The sequence below is a fragment of the Aeromicrobium sp. PE09-221 genome, from assembly GCF_002174305.1.
Taxonomy (GTDB): domain Bacteria; phylum Actinomycetota; class Actinomycetes; order Propionibacteriales; family Nocardioidaceae; genus Aeromicrobium.
Window position 1 is genome coordinate 139,723 of record NZ_MIJB01000024.1, and the last position, 15,578, is coordinate 155,300.

The window sequence follows — 15,578 nt, forward strand, 5'->3', positions numbered from 1 at the left end:
GCGCGCCGTTCGGCCGAGTCCACTCGCGTCGCAGGGATGTCGCAGCCTAGGCTGTCGCCTGTGGCCCTGTCGAATGAACTGCGCAGCGCCCTCGGCTCAGTTGCCCCCGGCACCGAGCTGAGGGAAGGACTCGAACGCATCCTGCGCGGCCGCACCGGTGCCCTCATCGTCGTCGGCATGGACCGGCAGGTCGAGTCGATCTCGACCGGCGGCTTCGTGCTCGATGTCGCCTTCACCGCCACCGCTCTACGCGAACTGGCCAAGATGGACGGCGCGATCATTCTGGACGGCAGCGCCACGCGCATCCTGCGTGCGGGCGTGCACCTCATGCCCGATGCCGCCATCGCCACCGAGGAGACCGGTACGCGGCATCGCACCGCCGATCGCGTCGCGCGCCAGACCGGTCTGCCCGTCATCTCGGTCTCGGCGTCGATGCACATCATCGCCCTCTATCTCGACGACAGCCGCTATGTCCTGGAGGACACCGCCGCCGTGATCGGCCGGGCCAATCAGGCTCTGCAGACCCTCGAGCGCTACCGCACCCGGCTCGACGAGGTCGCCGATGCGCTGTCCGCACTCGAGATCGAGGATCTCGTGACCGTGCGCGATGTCGCGGCCGTCGCACAGCGCATGGAGATGGTGTCGCGCATCGCTGCGGAGATCGACGGATTCGTCCTCGAGCTGGGTACCGACGGCCGACTCCTCGCCCTGCAGCTGGACGAACTCGTGGGTGGCGTCGAGGCTGAGCGCGAGCTCGTGGTGCGCGACTACCTGCCGCAGGGGCGTCGCAAGGTCGCCGTCCCCGACGTGCTCGCCGACCTGCGCGGTCTCTCCGCAAGCGACCTCGTCGACCTCGGAAGGGTGGCCGAGTCCCTGCGCATCGGGCACGGGGACAACCTCGATGCCGCGCTCTCACCGCGCGGCTACCGGCTGCTCGCGCGTGTTCCTCGCCTGCCCGGCACCGTGGTGGAGCGGCTCATCGTGCACTTCGGATCGCTGCAGCGGCTGCTGGCCGCGAGTCTGGACGATCTCCAGGCCGTCGAGGGTGTCGGCGATCTGCGGGCCCGCGGGGTGCGTGAGGGTCTGTCACGCCTCGCCGAGTCCAGCATCCTCGAACGCTACGTCTGACGTCTCAGCCGCGCGACGTCACCCTTCGGCGGGAGTCTCCTCGACCGGAGACTCCTCCGCGGGCGGGTCCTCGTCGTCCGGGGTCTCCTCCTCCGCTTCTTCGCTCGGCTCAGGCTCCGGCTCGGGTTCAGGTTCGGCGAGGCGGAACGAGGTCTCCCCCGGTTCGCCACCGAGGGTGCCGATCTGCACCGTGTAGTCACCCTGTCCCACAGGGGGCTCGCCGTCGCCGCAGGCGCTTCCGGAGTTCCGGCCGTTCCACGGCATGGAGGCCTGCACGGCCCACCCGGCGGGAACGGCGATGGGCTCGCTCAACAGCGGTTCACGGCAGACGGTCGAGTCGAAGACCGGTGAGCCGTCCGCCGCGATGATGACCAGGAGCTCGGCATCGGTCGGGTTGAGCACGCATCCCTCCCCGTCCACGGTCGAGACCAGCAGCTTCATCTCGACATCCGCACCCCCGGGCTGGCCATCGGCGACCGACGGCACGATACGAACGTTCTCGGGCGTGCACGCGTCCTGGGGCGCCTGCATCGAGACCGGCACGAGATCAGTCGGTTCCGGTTCCGGTTCCGGTTCCGGACTGGGGTCGGCTTCGGTCGGTGTGGCCGAGGGACTCGGCGACGCGGCCGGGGAATCGTCACCCCGCTCCTGGGACCAGTTCCAGACCTGGATGGAGACCCAGGTCACGGCGATGAGGACCGTCACGAACAACAACCGACGGCGCCAGTAGATCGCGGCGGGCAAGGGTCCTCGTGGCACGGTCCAACGCTACCGATCCGACCTGCCATGAAAGGATCGACGCGCCATGACGACCTCCCTCCCGATGCTTCACGACCGAGTCATCACCTGGTTCGCCGCCCATCGACGTGATCTGCCCTGGCGTGGTCGGGACGGCCGGCGCCCCGACCCGTGGGCCGTCATGGTCTCCGAGTTCATGTTGCAGCAGACCCCGGTGAGCCGTGTCCTGCCTGTCTTCGAGGCCTGGATGGAACGCTGGCCGACGCCCGCCGATCTCGCGGCCGCCAGCTCGGGGGACGCCATCCGCGCCTGGGGACGACTCGGCTATCCCCGACGGGCACAGCGTCTGCACTCGGCCGCCATCGCGATCGCGACGGAGCACGGCGGCCGCGTGCCCGATGACTACACCACGTTGAGGGAGCTTCCCGGCGTGGGCGACTACACGGCGGCCGCCATCGCCTCCTTCGCCTACGGACGCCGCCACGTCGTCTTGGACACCAATGTGCGCCGTGTGTTCACCCGCGTCATCGCAGGCGAGCAGTATCCGGCCAAGGCCGTGACCGCGGCGGAACGCACGCTGGCGGCCGACCTCCTCCCCGAGGACGATGCCGACCTCTGGGCCGCCGCGACGATGGAGCTGGGCGCTCTCGTCTGCACGGCCCGGGCACCGCGCTGCGAGGCCTGCCCTGTCACTGATCTGTGCGCCTGGCGGGTGGCGGGTTACCCCGAGGGAGAGCAGCGGCCGACGGGCCAGGCCTGGGCGGGCACCGATCGTCAGGTGCGGGGCCGCCTCATGGCTGTGCTGCGCGATGCTCCCGGCCCGGTCCACAAGGCGACCCTCGACCTCGTCTGGGAGGACTCCGGGCAACGCGACCGATGTCTCGCCTCGCTCCTGGACGACGGACTCGCCGTCCTCGTCGACGACGATCTCTTCGCCCTCCCGGGGCACTGACGGAGACGACGAGGCGGGCCCGGAATCCCGGACCCGCCTCGTTCAGCTCTGCTGAGCGTTACTCCTCGGTGCCACCGGTACCGGCCTCGACGGCCGGACGGACACCCTCGAGCTCGAGGTCGGCCTTGTCGGTGCCGGTGAAGGTGAAGTGCGCGTCAGCACCCTCGCCCTCGACATCGACCAGGACGATCTGCCCGGCACGCAGTTCACCGTAGAGCAGCTTCTCGGCCAGAGTGTCCTCGATCTCGCGCTGCACCGTGCGGCGCAGCGGCCGGGCACCCAGCACGGGGTCGAAGCCGCGCTCGGCCAGCCTCTCCTTGGCCGCGGTGGTGAGCTCGACGCTCATGTCCTTCTCGAGCAGGCGAGCCTCCAGCAGACCGATCATCATGTCGACCATCTGCAGGATCTCTTCCTGCGTCAGCGGCGGGAACACCACGACCTCGTCGACACGGTTGAGGAACTCAGGCCGGAAGTGCTGCTTGAGCTCCGTGGCCACACGCTCCTTCATCCGCTCGTAGGTGCCCACGGCGTCACCGGCCTGAGCGAAGCCCAGGTTGACGCCCTTGGCGATCTCACGAGCACCGAGGTTGGTGGTCATGATGATCACGGCGTTCTTGAAGTTGACGACACGGCCCTGACCGTCGGTGAGGTGGCCCTCCTCCAGGATCTGCAACAGCGAGTTGAAGATATCCGGGTGAGCCTTCTCGATCTCGTCGAAGAGGACGACGCTGAACGGCTTGCGACGCACCTTCTCGGTGAGCTGACCGCCCTCGTCGTAGCCGACATAGCCGGGGGGCGAGCCGAACAGCCGCGAGACGGTGTGCTTCTCGCTGAACTCGCTCATATCGAGCTGGATCAGCGCGTCGTCGTCACCGAAGAGGAAGTTGGCCAGCGCTTTGGACAGCCATGTCTTACCGACACCGGACGGACCGGCGAAGATGAACGAGCCGCCCGGACGCTTGGGATCCTTCAGCCCGGCGCGCGTACGACGGATCGCCCGCGAGAGGGCCTTGATGGCCTCGTCCTGGCCGATGACCCGCTTGTGCAGCTCCTCCTCCATGTGGAGCAGACGCGTGGACTCCTCCTCGCTGAGCTGTCCGACCGGGATGCCGGTGGCCTTGGCGAGAACCTCGGCGATGAGGTGCTCGTCGACGATCGCGACCGAGTCGAGGTCGCCGGCCTTCCAGGCACGCTCGCGCTCGTTCTTGGCCGTGATGAGCTTCTTCTCCTCATCGCGCAGGCTGGCCGCGAGCTCGAAGTCCTGGGCGTCGATCGCGCCCTCCTTGCGCCGGCGGACGTCGGCGATCTTCTCGTCGAACTCCTTGAACTCCGGCGGCGTCGCCGAACGACGGATGCGCAGGCGCGCGCCGGCCTCGTCGATAAGATCGATCGCCTTGTCCGGCAGGAACCGGTCGGAGATATAGCGATCGGCCATCGTCGCGGCGGCGGACAGTGCGTCGTCGGTGATCGAGACACGGTGGTGCGCCTCGTACCGATCGCGCAGGCCCTTGAGGATCTCGACGCTGTCGGCCACGGTCGGCTCGTTGACGATCACCGGCTGGAAGCGACGGTTGAGAGCCGCGTCCTTCTCGAAGTGCTTGCGGTACTCGTCGAGCGTGGTGGCACCGATGGTCTGCAGCTCACCGCGCGCAAGCATCGGCTTGAGGATGCTCGCGGCATCGATCGCGCCCTCGGCGGCACCCGCGCCCACGAGGGTGTGGATCTCGTCGATGAACAGGATGATGTCACCGCGGGTGCGGATCTCCTTGAGCACCTTCTTGAGGCGCTCCTCGAAGTCACCGCGGTAGCGCGAACCGGCCACGAGGGCACCGAGGTCAAGCGTGTAGATCTGCTTGTCCTTGAGCGTCTCGGGCACGTCCCCGCGCACGATGTCCTGAGCGAGCGACTCGACGACGGCGGTCTTGCCGACGCCGGGCTCACCCACGAGCACCGGATTGTTCTTGGTGCGACGGCTGAGCGTCTGCATGACGCGCTCGGCCTCATCATCGCGGCCGATAACCGGATCGAGCTTGCCCTCGCGCGCGGCCTGCGTCAGATTGCGACCGAACTGGTCCAGCACGGCCGACGAGGCGGCAGCCGGTTCCGGGGCGGTACCCGCGGTCTCAGCCTCCTTGCCTTGGAAGCCGCTCACCAGCTGGATGACCTGCTGGCGGACGCGGTTGAGGTCCGCGCCGAGCTTGACGAGCACCTGCGCAGCCACGCCCTCGCCCTCGCGGATGAGGCCGAGAAGGATGTGCTCGGTGCCGATATAGGTGTGGCCGAGCTGCAGCGCCTCACGGAGGCTGAGCTCGAGCACCTTCTTGGCCCGCGGCGTGAACGGGATGTGCCCGCTCGGTGCCTGCTGACCCTGGCCGATCATGTCCTCGACCTGGCCGCGGACGGCGTCGAGGGAGATGTCCAGGCTCTCGAGGGCCTTGGCGGCAACGCCTTCGCCCTCGTGGATGAGGCCGAGAAGGATGTGCTCGGTCCCGATGTAGTTATGGCTGAGCATCCGCGCCTCTTCCTGCGCGAGCACCACAACCCGACGGGCCCGGTCGGTGAATCTCTCGAACATGTCGTCCCCTCTGCTGGACTGTTCATTCAGTCTAGTGGCCAGGCGATGAGCCCGAACCGGCGTGTCCAGATGCTTAACTCAACTGTCATCCAGCGCGCAGTGTTCCGCTGTTCGCCCTGGGCGGAATCACGGGCGCCTGTGGAACGCGGCTCTGGGCCACCGCCGCGGCACACAGAGCCATGCCGACGACGGCCAGCATGACACCGAGGGTCAGCTCCCGGCGCACCTCGGGGCCGATCGTGCTCGCCATCACCGCCACGGTCGCGAGCAGCAGCGCACCCATGAGGAGCGGCACCATCCCGAGTGCGCGCAGTCCGATCGCCCGGCCGCGCCGTCGTCTGCGGACGATCCCCGGCGGCGCCAAGACCAAGGTCCGGAGCGCCCGAACCTCGCGCACCGTCGTCCCGGCCAGGACGCAGCCCGTCAGCGCCACCCAGGCGATCACGGCGGGGAGGTTCGTGAAGCTCCAGCCCGCCAGACAGGTCAACAGGGCCCAACTGCCCAGGACGAGCGGGAACTCAGTCGACCGCGCTGCACGGTCCACGGCGTCGTAGCGTCCCAGTGGCGCCGACATGTCGCGCTCACCCGCGAAACCCGCGGCGCCTCGCACCCGCCCGATCAGCAGCAGCCCGACGACCGCGGCGGCAGCGGCGACCCACCACATGCCGGCGATCAGCGTGGCGGTCGTACGGCTGTCCTCGACGCGCTGCACCTGACGCTGCGCCAGATCCTCCGCGCTCTCCAGTTCGCGACCGCTCTGCACCGCGGCCACCTCGTCCGCGTGCACCCGTCCGGGGGCCACCCGCAGCTGGAGCCGCTCGGGAACATCGCTCGGACCGGTCTTCCGTTGCAGAGACGTGGCGACGAGCACCGGCTCGCCTCGCAGATCGGCCAGATAGGTCACCGGGGTGTCCCAGATATCCGTCAGCACCTCCTGGCTGCGTCCGACCTCGACGAGCCTGCCGCTCACCACCACGGTCTCGTCGGCCCAGTGTTCATACAGCTCGAGCTCTCCCCGGGCGCGCTCGGCGCTCGCCGAGGCGACGGCGACCGGGCCCCAACCGACGAGCAGCGCGACGATCGCGGTGATGCACCAGACGACGGTGGGGACGCGCCTCACGGCTTGACGACGAGAACCGGCACCGGACTGTCGAGGACGACCCGCTGGACAACGCTGCCCATCAGGAGCTTGCCGACCGGCGAGCGCCGGCGCGAACCGATGACGAGCATCTCGGCATCGGACTCGGTCGACAGATCGATCAATGCCTGCGCGACATCGCCTCCGGCGGCCACGACGTGCACCGAGTGCCGGATCTCCTCTCCGAGACCCTCGATGGCCCGAGCGACGCGCCCTCCCGCGTCGAGCCTCGCCGCCTCGACATCGCCGGTGAGGTCGTCGTCGAGGACGTGCAGTATCGCCAGATCGCCGCCGAGCCGGCGAGCCAGTTCGGCACCGGCACGCAGTGCCGCGTGACCTTCTGGTGAGTCGTGGTGAGCGACGGCGACGGTCATGAGTTTCCTCCCGAGCGAAGTACGTGCCCCCAGCGTACGAGCCAGTAGGCCGGGTCATGTCAGGATAGTGTCCCACGCCACACTCCAGGGGGGCTTGTGTCCGCATTGCGTTGGGCCATCGGGCTGGTGCTCGCAGGGCTCGTCGGTTGGTTCGCCGTCGACGAGGCACGCGGCACGGGCGACGGGGCCCAAGCCCGTTCCTCACTCACCATCATCGCCCCGGCGGCTGCCGGCGGCGGATGGGATCTCGTCGCGCGCGAGATGCAGCAGGCCCTGCGCACCGACGGCATCGTCGGCAATGTGCAGGTCGTCAACGTCCCGGGAGCCGCGGGCACCATCGGCCTGTCCCAGCTGGCGCGGATGGACGGCGACCCGACCACCATCATGGTCACGGGAACCGTCATGGTCGGGGGTATCGGTATGAGCGACTCCTCGACGACGCTGACCGAGGTCACCCCGGTCTCGCGGCTCGCGGAGGACTTCGAGGTCGTCGCGGTGCCGGCCGACTCCGACCTGGAGACCTTCGAGGACGTCGTCACCGCGTGGCAGGAGAATCCCACGATGCCGATCGGTGGCGGCTCGGCCGGCGGTATCGACCACATGATCGCGGCCCAGCTCGCCGAGGCAACCGGCGTGGGCGCCGCCGAGCTCCACTACACACCGCATGCGGGCGGTGGCGAGCTGACGCTCTCGCTGCTGTCGGACGCGAGCGGGACCGTCGACGTCGGCATCAGCGGCTACAACGACTTCCGCGATCTGATAGACGGCGGTCGTCTGCGCGCCGTCGCGGTCGTCGCGCCCGAGCCCCTTGAGGGAGTCGACGCCCCGACGATGATCGACCTCGGCTACCCGGAGGTCGACATGGTCAACTGGCGCGGCATCGTGGCGGCCCCGGGCATTACCGACGAGGAGCGCGACGAGCTGCTCGACATCGTCGAGGAGATGACGCAGACCACCTCCTGGGACGAGGCCATCGAGCGCAACCGTTGGGAGGAGAGCTGGCAGGGCCCGGACGACTTCCGCGAGTTCCTGGTCGGCGAACAAGAGAGGATCGACGCGATCCTCGAGGAATTGGGGCTGTCATGAACGAGCGGAGCGAGCAGGCGACGGGCGCCGAGCAGGCGCCGCGCGGTTGGTGGGCTGGACGTGGCGAGCTGGTCGTCGCGGCGCTGCTGATCGTGCTGGCCCTCGTCCTCGCCTACGGCAATCTGACGATGGACGTGGTCGGCGAGGGTGGCCTGCTGGGCCCCCAGGGCTTCGGCTGGCTGGTGGCCGCCGTCTGCGTCGCCGTCGCCGCATCGCTGACCATCAGCGCGTTCCGCAAACCCGAGGACGAGCGGCGGGTCGCGGCGGCCGAGGCGAAGGACACCAACTGGGGCGCCATGCTCTCCGCCTTCGCCGGGCTGCTCGCCTTCACCGCGCTCCTGGAGTTCCTCGGCTGGCTCGTCGCCGCCACGCTCCTCTTCGGGATGGTCGCGACCGCACTCGGCAACCGCCGTGTGCTGTGGAACCTCCTCGTGGGCTTCATCCTCGCGGGCGTGATCCAGATCGTCTTCGGTGGTGTTCTCGGACTGGCGCTGCCGGCCGGGCTGTTGGATCGGTGGTGACGGCATGGATCAGCTGATCAACCTCGCCGGAGGGTTCGGCGAGGTCTTCACCTGGCAGAACATGATCTGGGTGGTGGTGGGCGCCTTCCTCGGCACGGCGGTGGGCGTGATGCCCGGCCTCGGGTCGGCCATGGCCGTCGCGCTGCTGCTGCCGATGACCTTCACGCTCGACCCGCTGGCCTCGCTCATCATGTTCAGCGGCATCTACTTCGGCGGGCTCTTCGGCGACTCCACCGCGGGCATCCTGATGAACACCCCCGGCAACTCCACCGCGATCGCGACGACCTTCGAGGGGCATCGCATGGCCCTCGCCGGACGGGCGCCACAGGCCCTCGCCACGTCGGCGATCGGCGCGTTCACGGGCGGCATGCTGGCGACGGTGCTCGTGGTGTTCTTCGCTCCGACGCTCGCCGAGCTGGCGACCAAGTTCGGCCCCGGTGAGTACTTCGCGCTCGCACTGTTCGCCTTCGTGGCGATCTCGACGATCGTGTCGGAGTCGGCCGCACGGGGACTCGCCGCGCTCGGCTTCGGCCTCGCTCTCGCACTCGTCGGTATCGACCAGTCCACCGGGTCGGCGAGGTACACCTTCGAGGTGCCGGCGCTGTTCGACGGCATCAGCATCGTCGTCATCACGGTCGCGATGCTGGCGATCGGCGAGGTCCTGCACGTCGCAAGCCGTCTCGGCCGGTCGAATGCCGCCGAACTCGTGCCCTCGCAGGGACGCCCATGGCTCACCCGGCCAGAGTTCTTCGAGGCCCTGCCGGCCTGGTTGCGGGGCAGCGCCTTCGGCATCCCCTTCGGCATCATCCCCGCTGGCGGGGCCGAGGTGCCTACCTTTCTTGCCTACGGCACCGAGCGGCGGTTGGACCGGCGGCGCGCCAAGCCGACCTTCGGCACCGGATCGATCCGCGGCGTGGCCGCCCCCGAGGCGGCCGGCAATGCGACCGCGGGCAGCGCCATGGGCGCTCTGCTGGCCCTGGGCCTGCCCACTTCAGCGACGGCAGCGCTACTGCTCGCGACCTTCCAGCAGTACGGCATGCAGCCCGGTCCCCTGCTGTTCGAGCGCAATGGCGAGATCGTCTGGGCGCTGCTCGCGAGCCTGTTCATCGCCATGATCGCACTGCTGATCCTCAACCTGCCCTTCGCGCCGCTATGGGCCAAGCTGCTGAAGATCCCGCAGGCGCATCTCTACGCGGGCATCACCGTGTTCGCGAGCCTCGGCGTGTACGCGACCAGTGCGAGCACCGTCGACCTGGCGATCATGTGTGCACTGGGCCTGCTGGGATTCGTCATGCGCCGTAATGACGTGCCCCTCGCGCCGATCCTCATCGCGGTCATCCTCGGTCCGCTCGCCGAGTACTCGCTGCGCGACGCGATGGCGAACTCGAACAACGATCCCCTCACACTGGTGAGCAGTCCGATCACGATCGGTCTCTACACCTTGCTGGTGCTCGGTGTCGTGTGGGCGTTCTGGCGTCGGACGCGGGAGTCGCGCGCCCAGGACTTCTGACTCCGGCGGGAGCGGTAGGCCGTCAACCTCATCGGGACGGACAGGTTGATGACGCACCTCTGTGCGGGCTCATCCATGATTCCTCCTCATGTTCGGCCCGCACGCCATACGGGGCCTGTGGACAATCGTTCGCGTGTTCTGTGTTCCGCGTCGAAGCTGAGCCCATGCCACTTCTTCGTGCCCTACCTTCAACCGTTCACTCACAAGCCGAGTTATTGCGCCTCTGGCGTCGGCTGCTGAGGGGCGGGCGTGAGCCATCGGCTTGTGTGAAATGCCTGTTTATCGCCCGTGACGGCCGGACGGTACGCACACTGGTAAGCCTCATGGATGTCACGGGTCCGCTGACCCCGGAGCGCTCGATGACGTTCGCGGACTGGCTCATCGATCTGGTCGATCATGAGCCCACGTGGTGGCGGATCGGCTTCCTGCTGTGTCGTCCTGACGCCAGTCCGGTCAGTGAGGCCGACCTGGAGTGGGCAGCCACTGTGAGGGGCGCGACCCTGAAGGCGGGTGCGGGATGCGAGGTCATCCACCTCTGTGCGGGCGGCGATATCACGCCGTTGCCCCTCGACGACCTTCCCACCAAGGTCTTCGGCTCTTGATCCTGGCCGCCCTCAACGGGGCCTCCACGCAGCTCGTCCAGTCGGACCACACCACTCACGGAACGCAGCTGGGACCATCTCATTCTGTTGGACAAAGTATTTATGTCTGTCATAATTAGAGTGACTCAGAACGGACGGAAGCACCGAATCGGCAACGCCCACATCCTCGCGGCCATGATGGACGCTGGCGAACTCGAGGTCGAAGATGGCGGGGATGCGTTGGTCTACATCGGCACCGATGACCGGGGGATCGACTTGTACATCATCGCGGCCCCGACAACCGCCGCCCTGGCGGCCTGGCGGTCATCCACTGCACACCGAACGAGTGGCGCAACAGGAGCAAGACATGAGCAAGATCGATCCGAAGGACTACATCGTCGGACCGGAGGCAGAGATCCGGAACGCCGGTCCCCACGAGGATATTCGGCTGCACGACGGTCGGCCCCTTGACGAGGACAGTGCCGAAGAGATCATCGAGAGGGTCAACCGCAAACGGGGTCGGCCATCGCTGACCGGCGTCGGCGCGCGCTCACCGCAGATCGCCGTTCGCGTGCCCGCCGACATCCGGGACAGACTGAAGGAACGGGCGGAGCGCGAGGGCAAGACGCTGTCGCAGCTCGCGCGGGAGGCACTGGAGTCCTACGCCTCGTAAAGTCGTCCCGAGTTCCGGCCGGTGCTCCCACCACGCCCATCCGCTGCTCGCAGCAAACGAGGTCGGGATCATCCCCGCTCGCGTGGGGAGCGCAAGTTCCTACACGCGAAATCGCGAGGCGGGTCGGGATCATCCCCGCTCGCGCGGGGAGCACGAGGTCGTCGAGTCGAACGCCTGGCTCGACGTCGGATCATCCCCGCTTGCGCGGGGAGCACGATCTTCGGCATTCACGCCGCCTCCCTCTCCGAGGATCATCCCCGCTCGCGCGGGGAGCACCTTCGCGGTCTTCTTGACCTCGATGCCGTTGGCGGATCATCCCCGCTTGCGCGGGGAGCACGACAGGCCACGCCAGCCGCCACGACCGGCGTGGGGATCATCCCCGCTTGCGCGGGGAGCACGGCCGGGCAGCGCAGCACCACCGGCGCGCAATCCGGATCATCCCCGCTTGCGCGGGGAGCACATGAGTGCAGGCTTGGCCATCGCGTCGAGGACCGGATCATCCCCGCTTGCGCGGGGAGCACTTCGACAATCTGCGCGCCTTGGTCCTCTGTCACGGATCATCCCCGCTTGCGCGGGGAGCACGCACGGACCGCCCCGAACGTTCCGTCCGTGACAGGATCATCCCCGCTTGCGCGGGGAGCACGCACGGACCGCCCCGAACGTTCCGTCCGTGACAGGATCATCCCCGCTTGCGCGGGGAGCACTCGTCCGTGAGGTCTCGCCCCTCGGACCTGGCCGGATCATCCCCGCTTGCGCGGGGAGCACTCCCACGACGGTCGCACGTCGCGGATCTCCGCCGGATCACCCCCGCTTGCGCGGGGAGCACCAGATCATGTGGGACGACGAGACCGACGATGTCGGATCACCCCCGCTTGCGCGGGGAGCACGACGTCTATGTGCGTCCCGCGCGCGAGGGCTCAGGATCACCCCCGCTTGCGCGGGGAGCACGGTTGGGGGTTGCGGAAGTTCGCGGCGGCCCAGGGATCACCCCCGCTTGCGCGGGGAGCACGGTTGGGGGTTGCGGAAGTTCGCGGCGGCCCAGGGATCACCCCCGCTTGCGCGGGGAGCACGAGCCCGTCAGCACACCATCCGCAGACCGGGCCGGGATCACCCCCGCTTGCGCGGGGAGCACCAGGCCCGCCAGTGCGAGCCGCGCGTCGTTCGCCGGATCACCCCCGCTTGCGCGGGGAGCACTTGGTGGTCTGCCACCGTGCGTCCTGCAGTTCCGGATCACCCCCGCTTGCGCGGGGAGCACCGATGATGAATCTTCGAACGCTCTGGCTCCGCGGGATCACCCCCGCTTGCGCGGGGAGCACTTGTCGCCGATGTCCTTCGCCGGCCCGGCGTTGGGATCACCCCCGCTTGCGCGGGGAGCACCGTCGACGAAGTCACCACCCTGACCGAGGAGTTCGGATCACCCCCGCTTGCGCGGGGAGCACCGTCGCTGACGGGACAGGTCGGCGACGCTGGTCGGATCACCCCCGCTTGCGCGGGGAGCACGCCTGGACGAGTGCCCAGATGTTCGGGACGTTGGGATCACCCCCGCTTGCGCGGGGAGCACTCCACCGGACGATCCACGGGCCCCCACCTGCACGGATCACCCCGCTTGCGCGGGGAGCACTGGGCCGCCCAGCACCACGACGCCTTCGACGCCGGATCACCCCCGCTTGCGCGGGGAGCACGAGTCTCTTCGGTCGTGCAGTGGATGCGCGAGCGGATCACCCCCGCTTGCGCGGGGAGCACTGATCATCAAGCACTGGGACCGGATCAAGGGCACCGGATCACCCCCGCTTGCGCGGGGAGCACTGATCATCAAGCACTGGGACCGGATCAAGGGCACCGGATCACCCCCGCTTGCGCGGGGAGCACTCGCCCGCGAGGTCGGCGTCAGCGGGTACACGGGGATCACCCCCGCTTGCGCGGGGAGCACGCCCAGATCAACGCGCTGAATCCCTCAGTCATCGGATCACCCCCGCTTGCGCGGGGAGCACGAGGCCAAGTAGGCGACCCGGGCCGGTGGGCCCGGATCACCCCCGCTTGCGCGGGGAGCACAAGATCCCGACCGACGCGCGTGTGGGCCTGGCGGGATCACCCCCGCTTGCGCGGGGAGCACTTCACTCAGGCGACGCACTACCCGAGCGGATACGGATCACCCCCGCTTGCGCGGGGAGCACCCCGTATCAAAGCGCACGCCCTCACGCAGTACGGGATCACCCCCGCTTGCGCGGGGAGCACCGTGCATCCTCGACGGCACTGTCAGCGTTCGCCGGATCACCCCCGCTTGCGCGGGGAGCACCCAGCAACCCAGCCAGCGACCGACGAGCCGCCGGGATCACCCCCGCTTGCGCGGGGAGCACAGGTTCCAGTCCAGTGCGGCCATGGCCTCGGCGGGATCACCCCCGCTTGCGCGGGGAGCACAGACATGGCTTCCGATCGACGCGTGGAACCTGCGGATCACCCCCGCTTGCGCGGGGAGCACGCTGATGGAGACCGACCCGGCCCAGGCTGAACGGGGATCACCCCCGCTTGCGCGGGGAGCACGCCGGCGACCAGATCACCCATGTCGCCCCGGTCGGATCACCCCCGCTTGCGCGGGGAGCACACTTGCTGACCTGCAGAAATACAAAGCTGTAACCCGTTTTAGCATCACTTTCAGTCGAGGCGCACCTCGACTCCCGCTTCACTCCCTGCGGGAGATCGGGAAGAGGATCGCCTCGCGGATGCCGATGCCCTGCAGCAGCATGACGAGGCGGTCGATTCCCACGCCCATACCGCCCGCGGGGGGCATGCCGAACTCCAGTGCGCGCAGGAAGTCCTCGTCGACGTCCATCGCCTCCGGGTCACCTGCAGCTGCAAGCCGCGCCTGCTGCTCCAGCCGCTCGCGCTGGATCACCGGGTCGTTGAGCTCGGAGTACGCGGGCGCCAACTCGACTCCGTTGATGATGAGGTCCCAGGCCTCGACCAGACCCGGTGTCGTACGGTGCTTCTTGGCCAGGGGCCGGACGGCCTCGGGATAGTCGCACACGAAGGTCGGCTGGATGAGAGTGTGCTCCACAAGCTTCTCGAAGAGCTCCAGCAGCACCTCGCCGGCACCCCAGTGATCCTGCAATGCCACATCATGGCGGTTCGCGACCGTCACGAGCTCTTCGAACGAAGTCTCAGCGGTGACCTCCGCACCGGTCGCCTCACCGACCAGCTCGTGGATGGTGGCGCGCCGCCACGGAGCTTCGAGGTCGATAGTGCTGCCGTCGCGAGCAGGGACGACCGTCTTGCCGACCGCACGGGCCGCGTTGATGACGAGCGAGCGGATCAGCTCGGCCATCGTGTCGTATGACCCGTACGCCTCGTAGACCTCGAGCATCATGAACTCGGGGTTGTGTGTGTTGTCGACGCCCTCATTGCGGAACGTCTTGCCGATCTCGTAGACCTTGTCGATGCCGCCGACGAGAGCGCGCTTCAAGTGCAACTCCAGCGCGATCCGCAGCAGGGCGTCCTCGTCATAGGCGTTGACATGGGTATGGAACGGACGAGCCGCAGCACCGCCGTTGGTGTGCTGCAAGACCGGCGTCTCGATCTCGATATACCCGAGATCGTCGAGCGTGCGCCGGATCGAGCCGAGCACCTTGGCCTTGACCCGCACGTTCTCTCGGGCCTCGGGGCGCACGATGAGATCGACATAGCGCAGCCGCGCCCGGGACTCCTCCGACAGGGGCTTGTGCTCCACCGGCAGAGGGCGCATCGTCTTGGCAGCGAGCTGCCACGAGGTCGCCATCACCGACAGCTCACCGCGCCGGCTCGTAATGACCTCGCCGGTGACCTGGAGGTGATCGCCGATGTCAACGATCTGCTTGAAGGCGGCGAGCCGCTCCTCCCCCACCTCGGCCAGCGACAACATCGCCTGGATCTCCGTGCCATCGCCCTCACGCAGCCGCACGAAGCAGAGCTTGCCGGTATTGCGCAGGAAGATGACGCGGCCGGCGATCGAGACCGTCACACCGGTCCGATGATCGGAGCCCAACTGCTCAGGGTCGTAGGTCTCGACGATCTCGTGGATCTCGTGCGTGCGCTCGACGGTGACGGGATAGGGGTCGACGCCCTCGTCGAGGAGCCGCTGACGCTTCTCGCGACGCACCCGCATCTGCTCGGGAAGGTCGTCCTCGGTCTCGGGGGTCTGGGGTACGTCAGTCACAGTCCCCCATCGTACGGAAGCGGTTAGTCGCGATGACTGGCGCTGCCTTGCGCTTCTGTGCCGAAGCAGAATCTCTAGACTCAGCAATGCTCCCCGCGCACGCGGGGATGATC

The 15,578-nt window shown here is 68.3% G+C and carries 12 protein-coding genes and 1 CRISPR repeat array; of the genes, 7 read left to right on the plus strand and 5 right to left on the minus strand.

Annotated elements, in window-relative coordinates:
- Positions 1-60: 60 nt before the first annotated feature.
- A complete protein-coding gene (gene disA, locus BHE97_RS13175) occupies positions 61-1,128 on the plus strand; it encodes a DNA integrity scanning diadenylate cyclase DisA (protein ID WP_236757684.1) in 1,068 nt (355 codons plus the stop codon).
- Between the two features lie 18 nt (positions 1,129-1,146).
- Here disA and BHE97_RS13180 read toward each other — a convergent pair whose 3' ends face one another.
- Positions 1,147-1,887 carry a hypothetical protein gene (locus BHE97_RS13180; RefSeq protein WP_140400157.1) on the minus strand — a complete coding sequence of 247 codons (741 nt, stop codon included), beginning with the start codon at positions 1,885-1,887 and terminating at the stop codon, positions 1,147-1,149.
- A gap of 46 nt (positions 1,888-1,933) precedes the next feature.
- Between BHE97_RS13180 and BHE97_RS13185 the strand changes: the two genes are divergently transcribed.
- Positions 1,934-2,818, plus strand: coding sequence for an A/G-specific adenine glycosylase (locus BHE97_RS13185; protein WP_087624502.1), 885 nt, complete (start codon positions 1,934-1,936; stop codon positions 2,816-2,818).
- Positions 2,819-2,876: 58 nt separating this feature from the next.
- Here the strand turns inward: BHE97_RS13185 and BHE97_RS13190 are convergent, their stop codons facing one another.
- The 3 genes from BHE97_RS13190 to BHE97_RS13200 form a co-directional block, all read right to left on the minus strand.
- The gene (locus BHE97_RS13190; RefSeq protein WP_087624503.1) at positions 2,877-5,393 is read right to left on the minus strand and encodes an ATP-dependent Clp protease ATP-binding subunit; all 2,517 of its coding nucleotides are present in this window, start codon (positions 5,391-5,393) and stop codon (positions 2,877-2,879) included.
- 85 nt (positions 5,394-5,478) lie between these two features.
- Positions 5,479-6,513 (minus strand): hypothetical protein, encoded by a 1,035-nt coding sequence (locus tag BHE97_RS13195; RefSeq protein WP_087624504.1) that lies wholly within the window; start codon positions 6,511-6,513, stop codon positions 5,479-5,481.
- The gene (locus BHE97_RS13200; protein ID WP_087624505.1) at positions 6,510-6,905 is read right to left on the minus strand and encodes a universal stress protein; all 396 of its coding nucleotides are present in this window, start codon (positions 6,903-6,905) and stop codon (positions 6,510-6,512) included. Before BHE97_RS13200 ends, BHE97_RS13195 begins: the two co-directional genes overlap by 4 nt.
- 96 nt (positions 6,906-7,001) lie before the next feature.
- On the opposite strand from BHE97_RS13200, the gene BHE97_RS13205 reads away from it, so the two are divergent.
- The 5 genes from BHE97_RS13205 to BHE97_RS13225 all read left to right on the plus strand — a co-directional run bounded on the left by BHE97_RS13205 (position 7,002) and on the right by BHE97_RS13225 (position 11,276).
- Positions 7,002-7,991, plus strand: coding sequence for a tripartite tricarboxylate transporter substrate binding protein (locus tag BHE97_RS13205; RefSeq protein ID WP_087624506.1), 990 nt, complete (start codon positions 7,002-7,004; stop codon positions 7,989-7,991).
- A complete protein-coding gene (locus BHE97_RS13210) occupies positions 7,988-8,512 on the plus strand; it encodes a tripartite tricarboxylate transporter TctB family protein (RefSeq protein ID WP_087624507.1) in 525 nt (174 codons plus the stop codon). Before BHE97_RS13205 ends, BHE97_RS13210 begins: the two co-directional genes overlap by 4 nt.
- A gap of 4 nt (positions 8,513-8,516) precedes the next feature.
- Positions 8,517-10,022 carry a tripartite tricarboxylate transporter permease gene (locus BHE97_RS13215; protein WP_087624508.1) on the plus strand — a complete coding sequence of 502 codons (1,506 nt, stop codon included), beginning with the start codon at positions 8,517-8,519 and terminating at the stop codon, positions 10,020-10,022.
- A gap of 359 nt (positions 10,023-10,381) precedes the next feature.
- Complete coding sequence (locus tag BHE97_RS13220) at positions 10,382-10,624, plus strand: hypothetical protein (protein WP_170931415.1); 243 nt, start codon at positions 10,382-10,384, stop codon at positions 10,622-10,624.
- Between the two features lie 346 nt (positions 10,625-10,970).
- A complete protein-coding gene (locus BHE97_RS13225; protein ID WP_170931416.1) occupies positions 10,971-11,276 on the plus strand; it encodes a ribbon-helix-helix protein, CopG family in 306 nt (101 codons plus the stop codon).
- 65 nt (positions 11,277-11,341) lie between these two features.
- Positions 11,342-13,878: direct repeats of the CRISPR family, unit length 28 nt; unit sequence GGATCACCCCCGCTTGCGCGGGGAGCAC.
- Positions 13,879-13,956: 78 nt separating this feature from the next.
- On the opposite strand, the gene lysS is transcribed toward BHE97_RS13225, so the two are convergent.
- Entirely contained in the window at positions 13,957-15,414 is a 1,458-nt protein-coding gene (gene lysS, locus BHE97_RS13230; protein WP_087624535.1) for a lysine--tRNA ligase, read from the minus strand.
- Positions 15,415-15,578 lie beyond the last annotated feature (164 nt).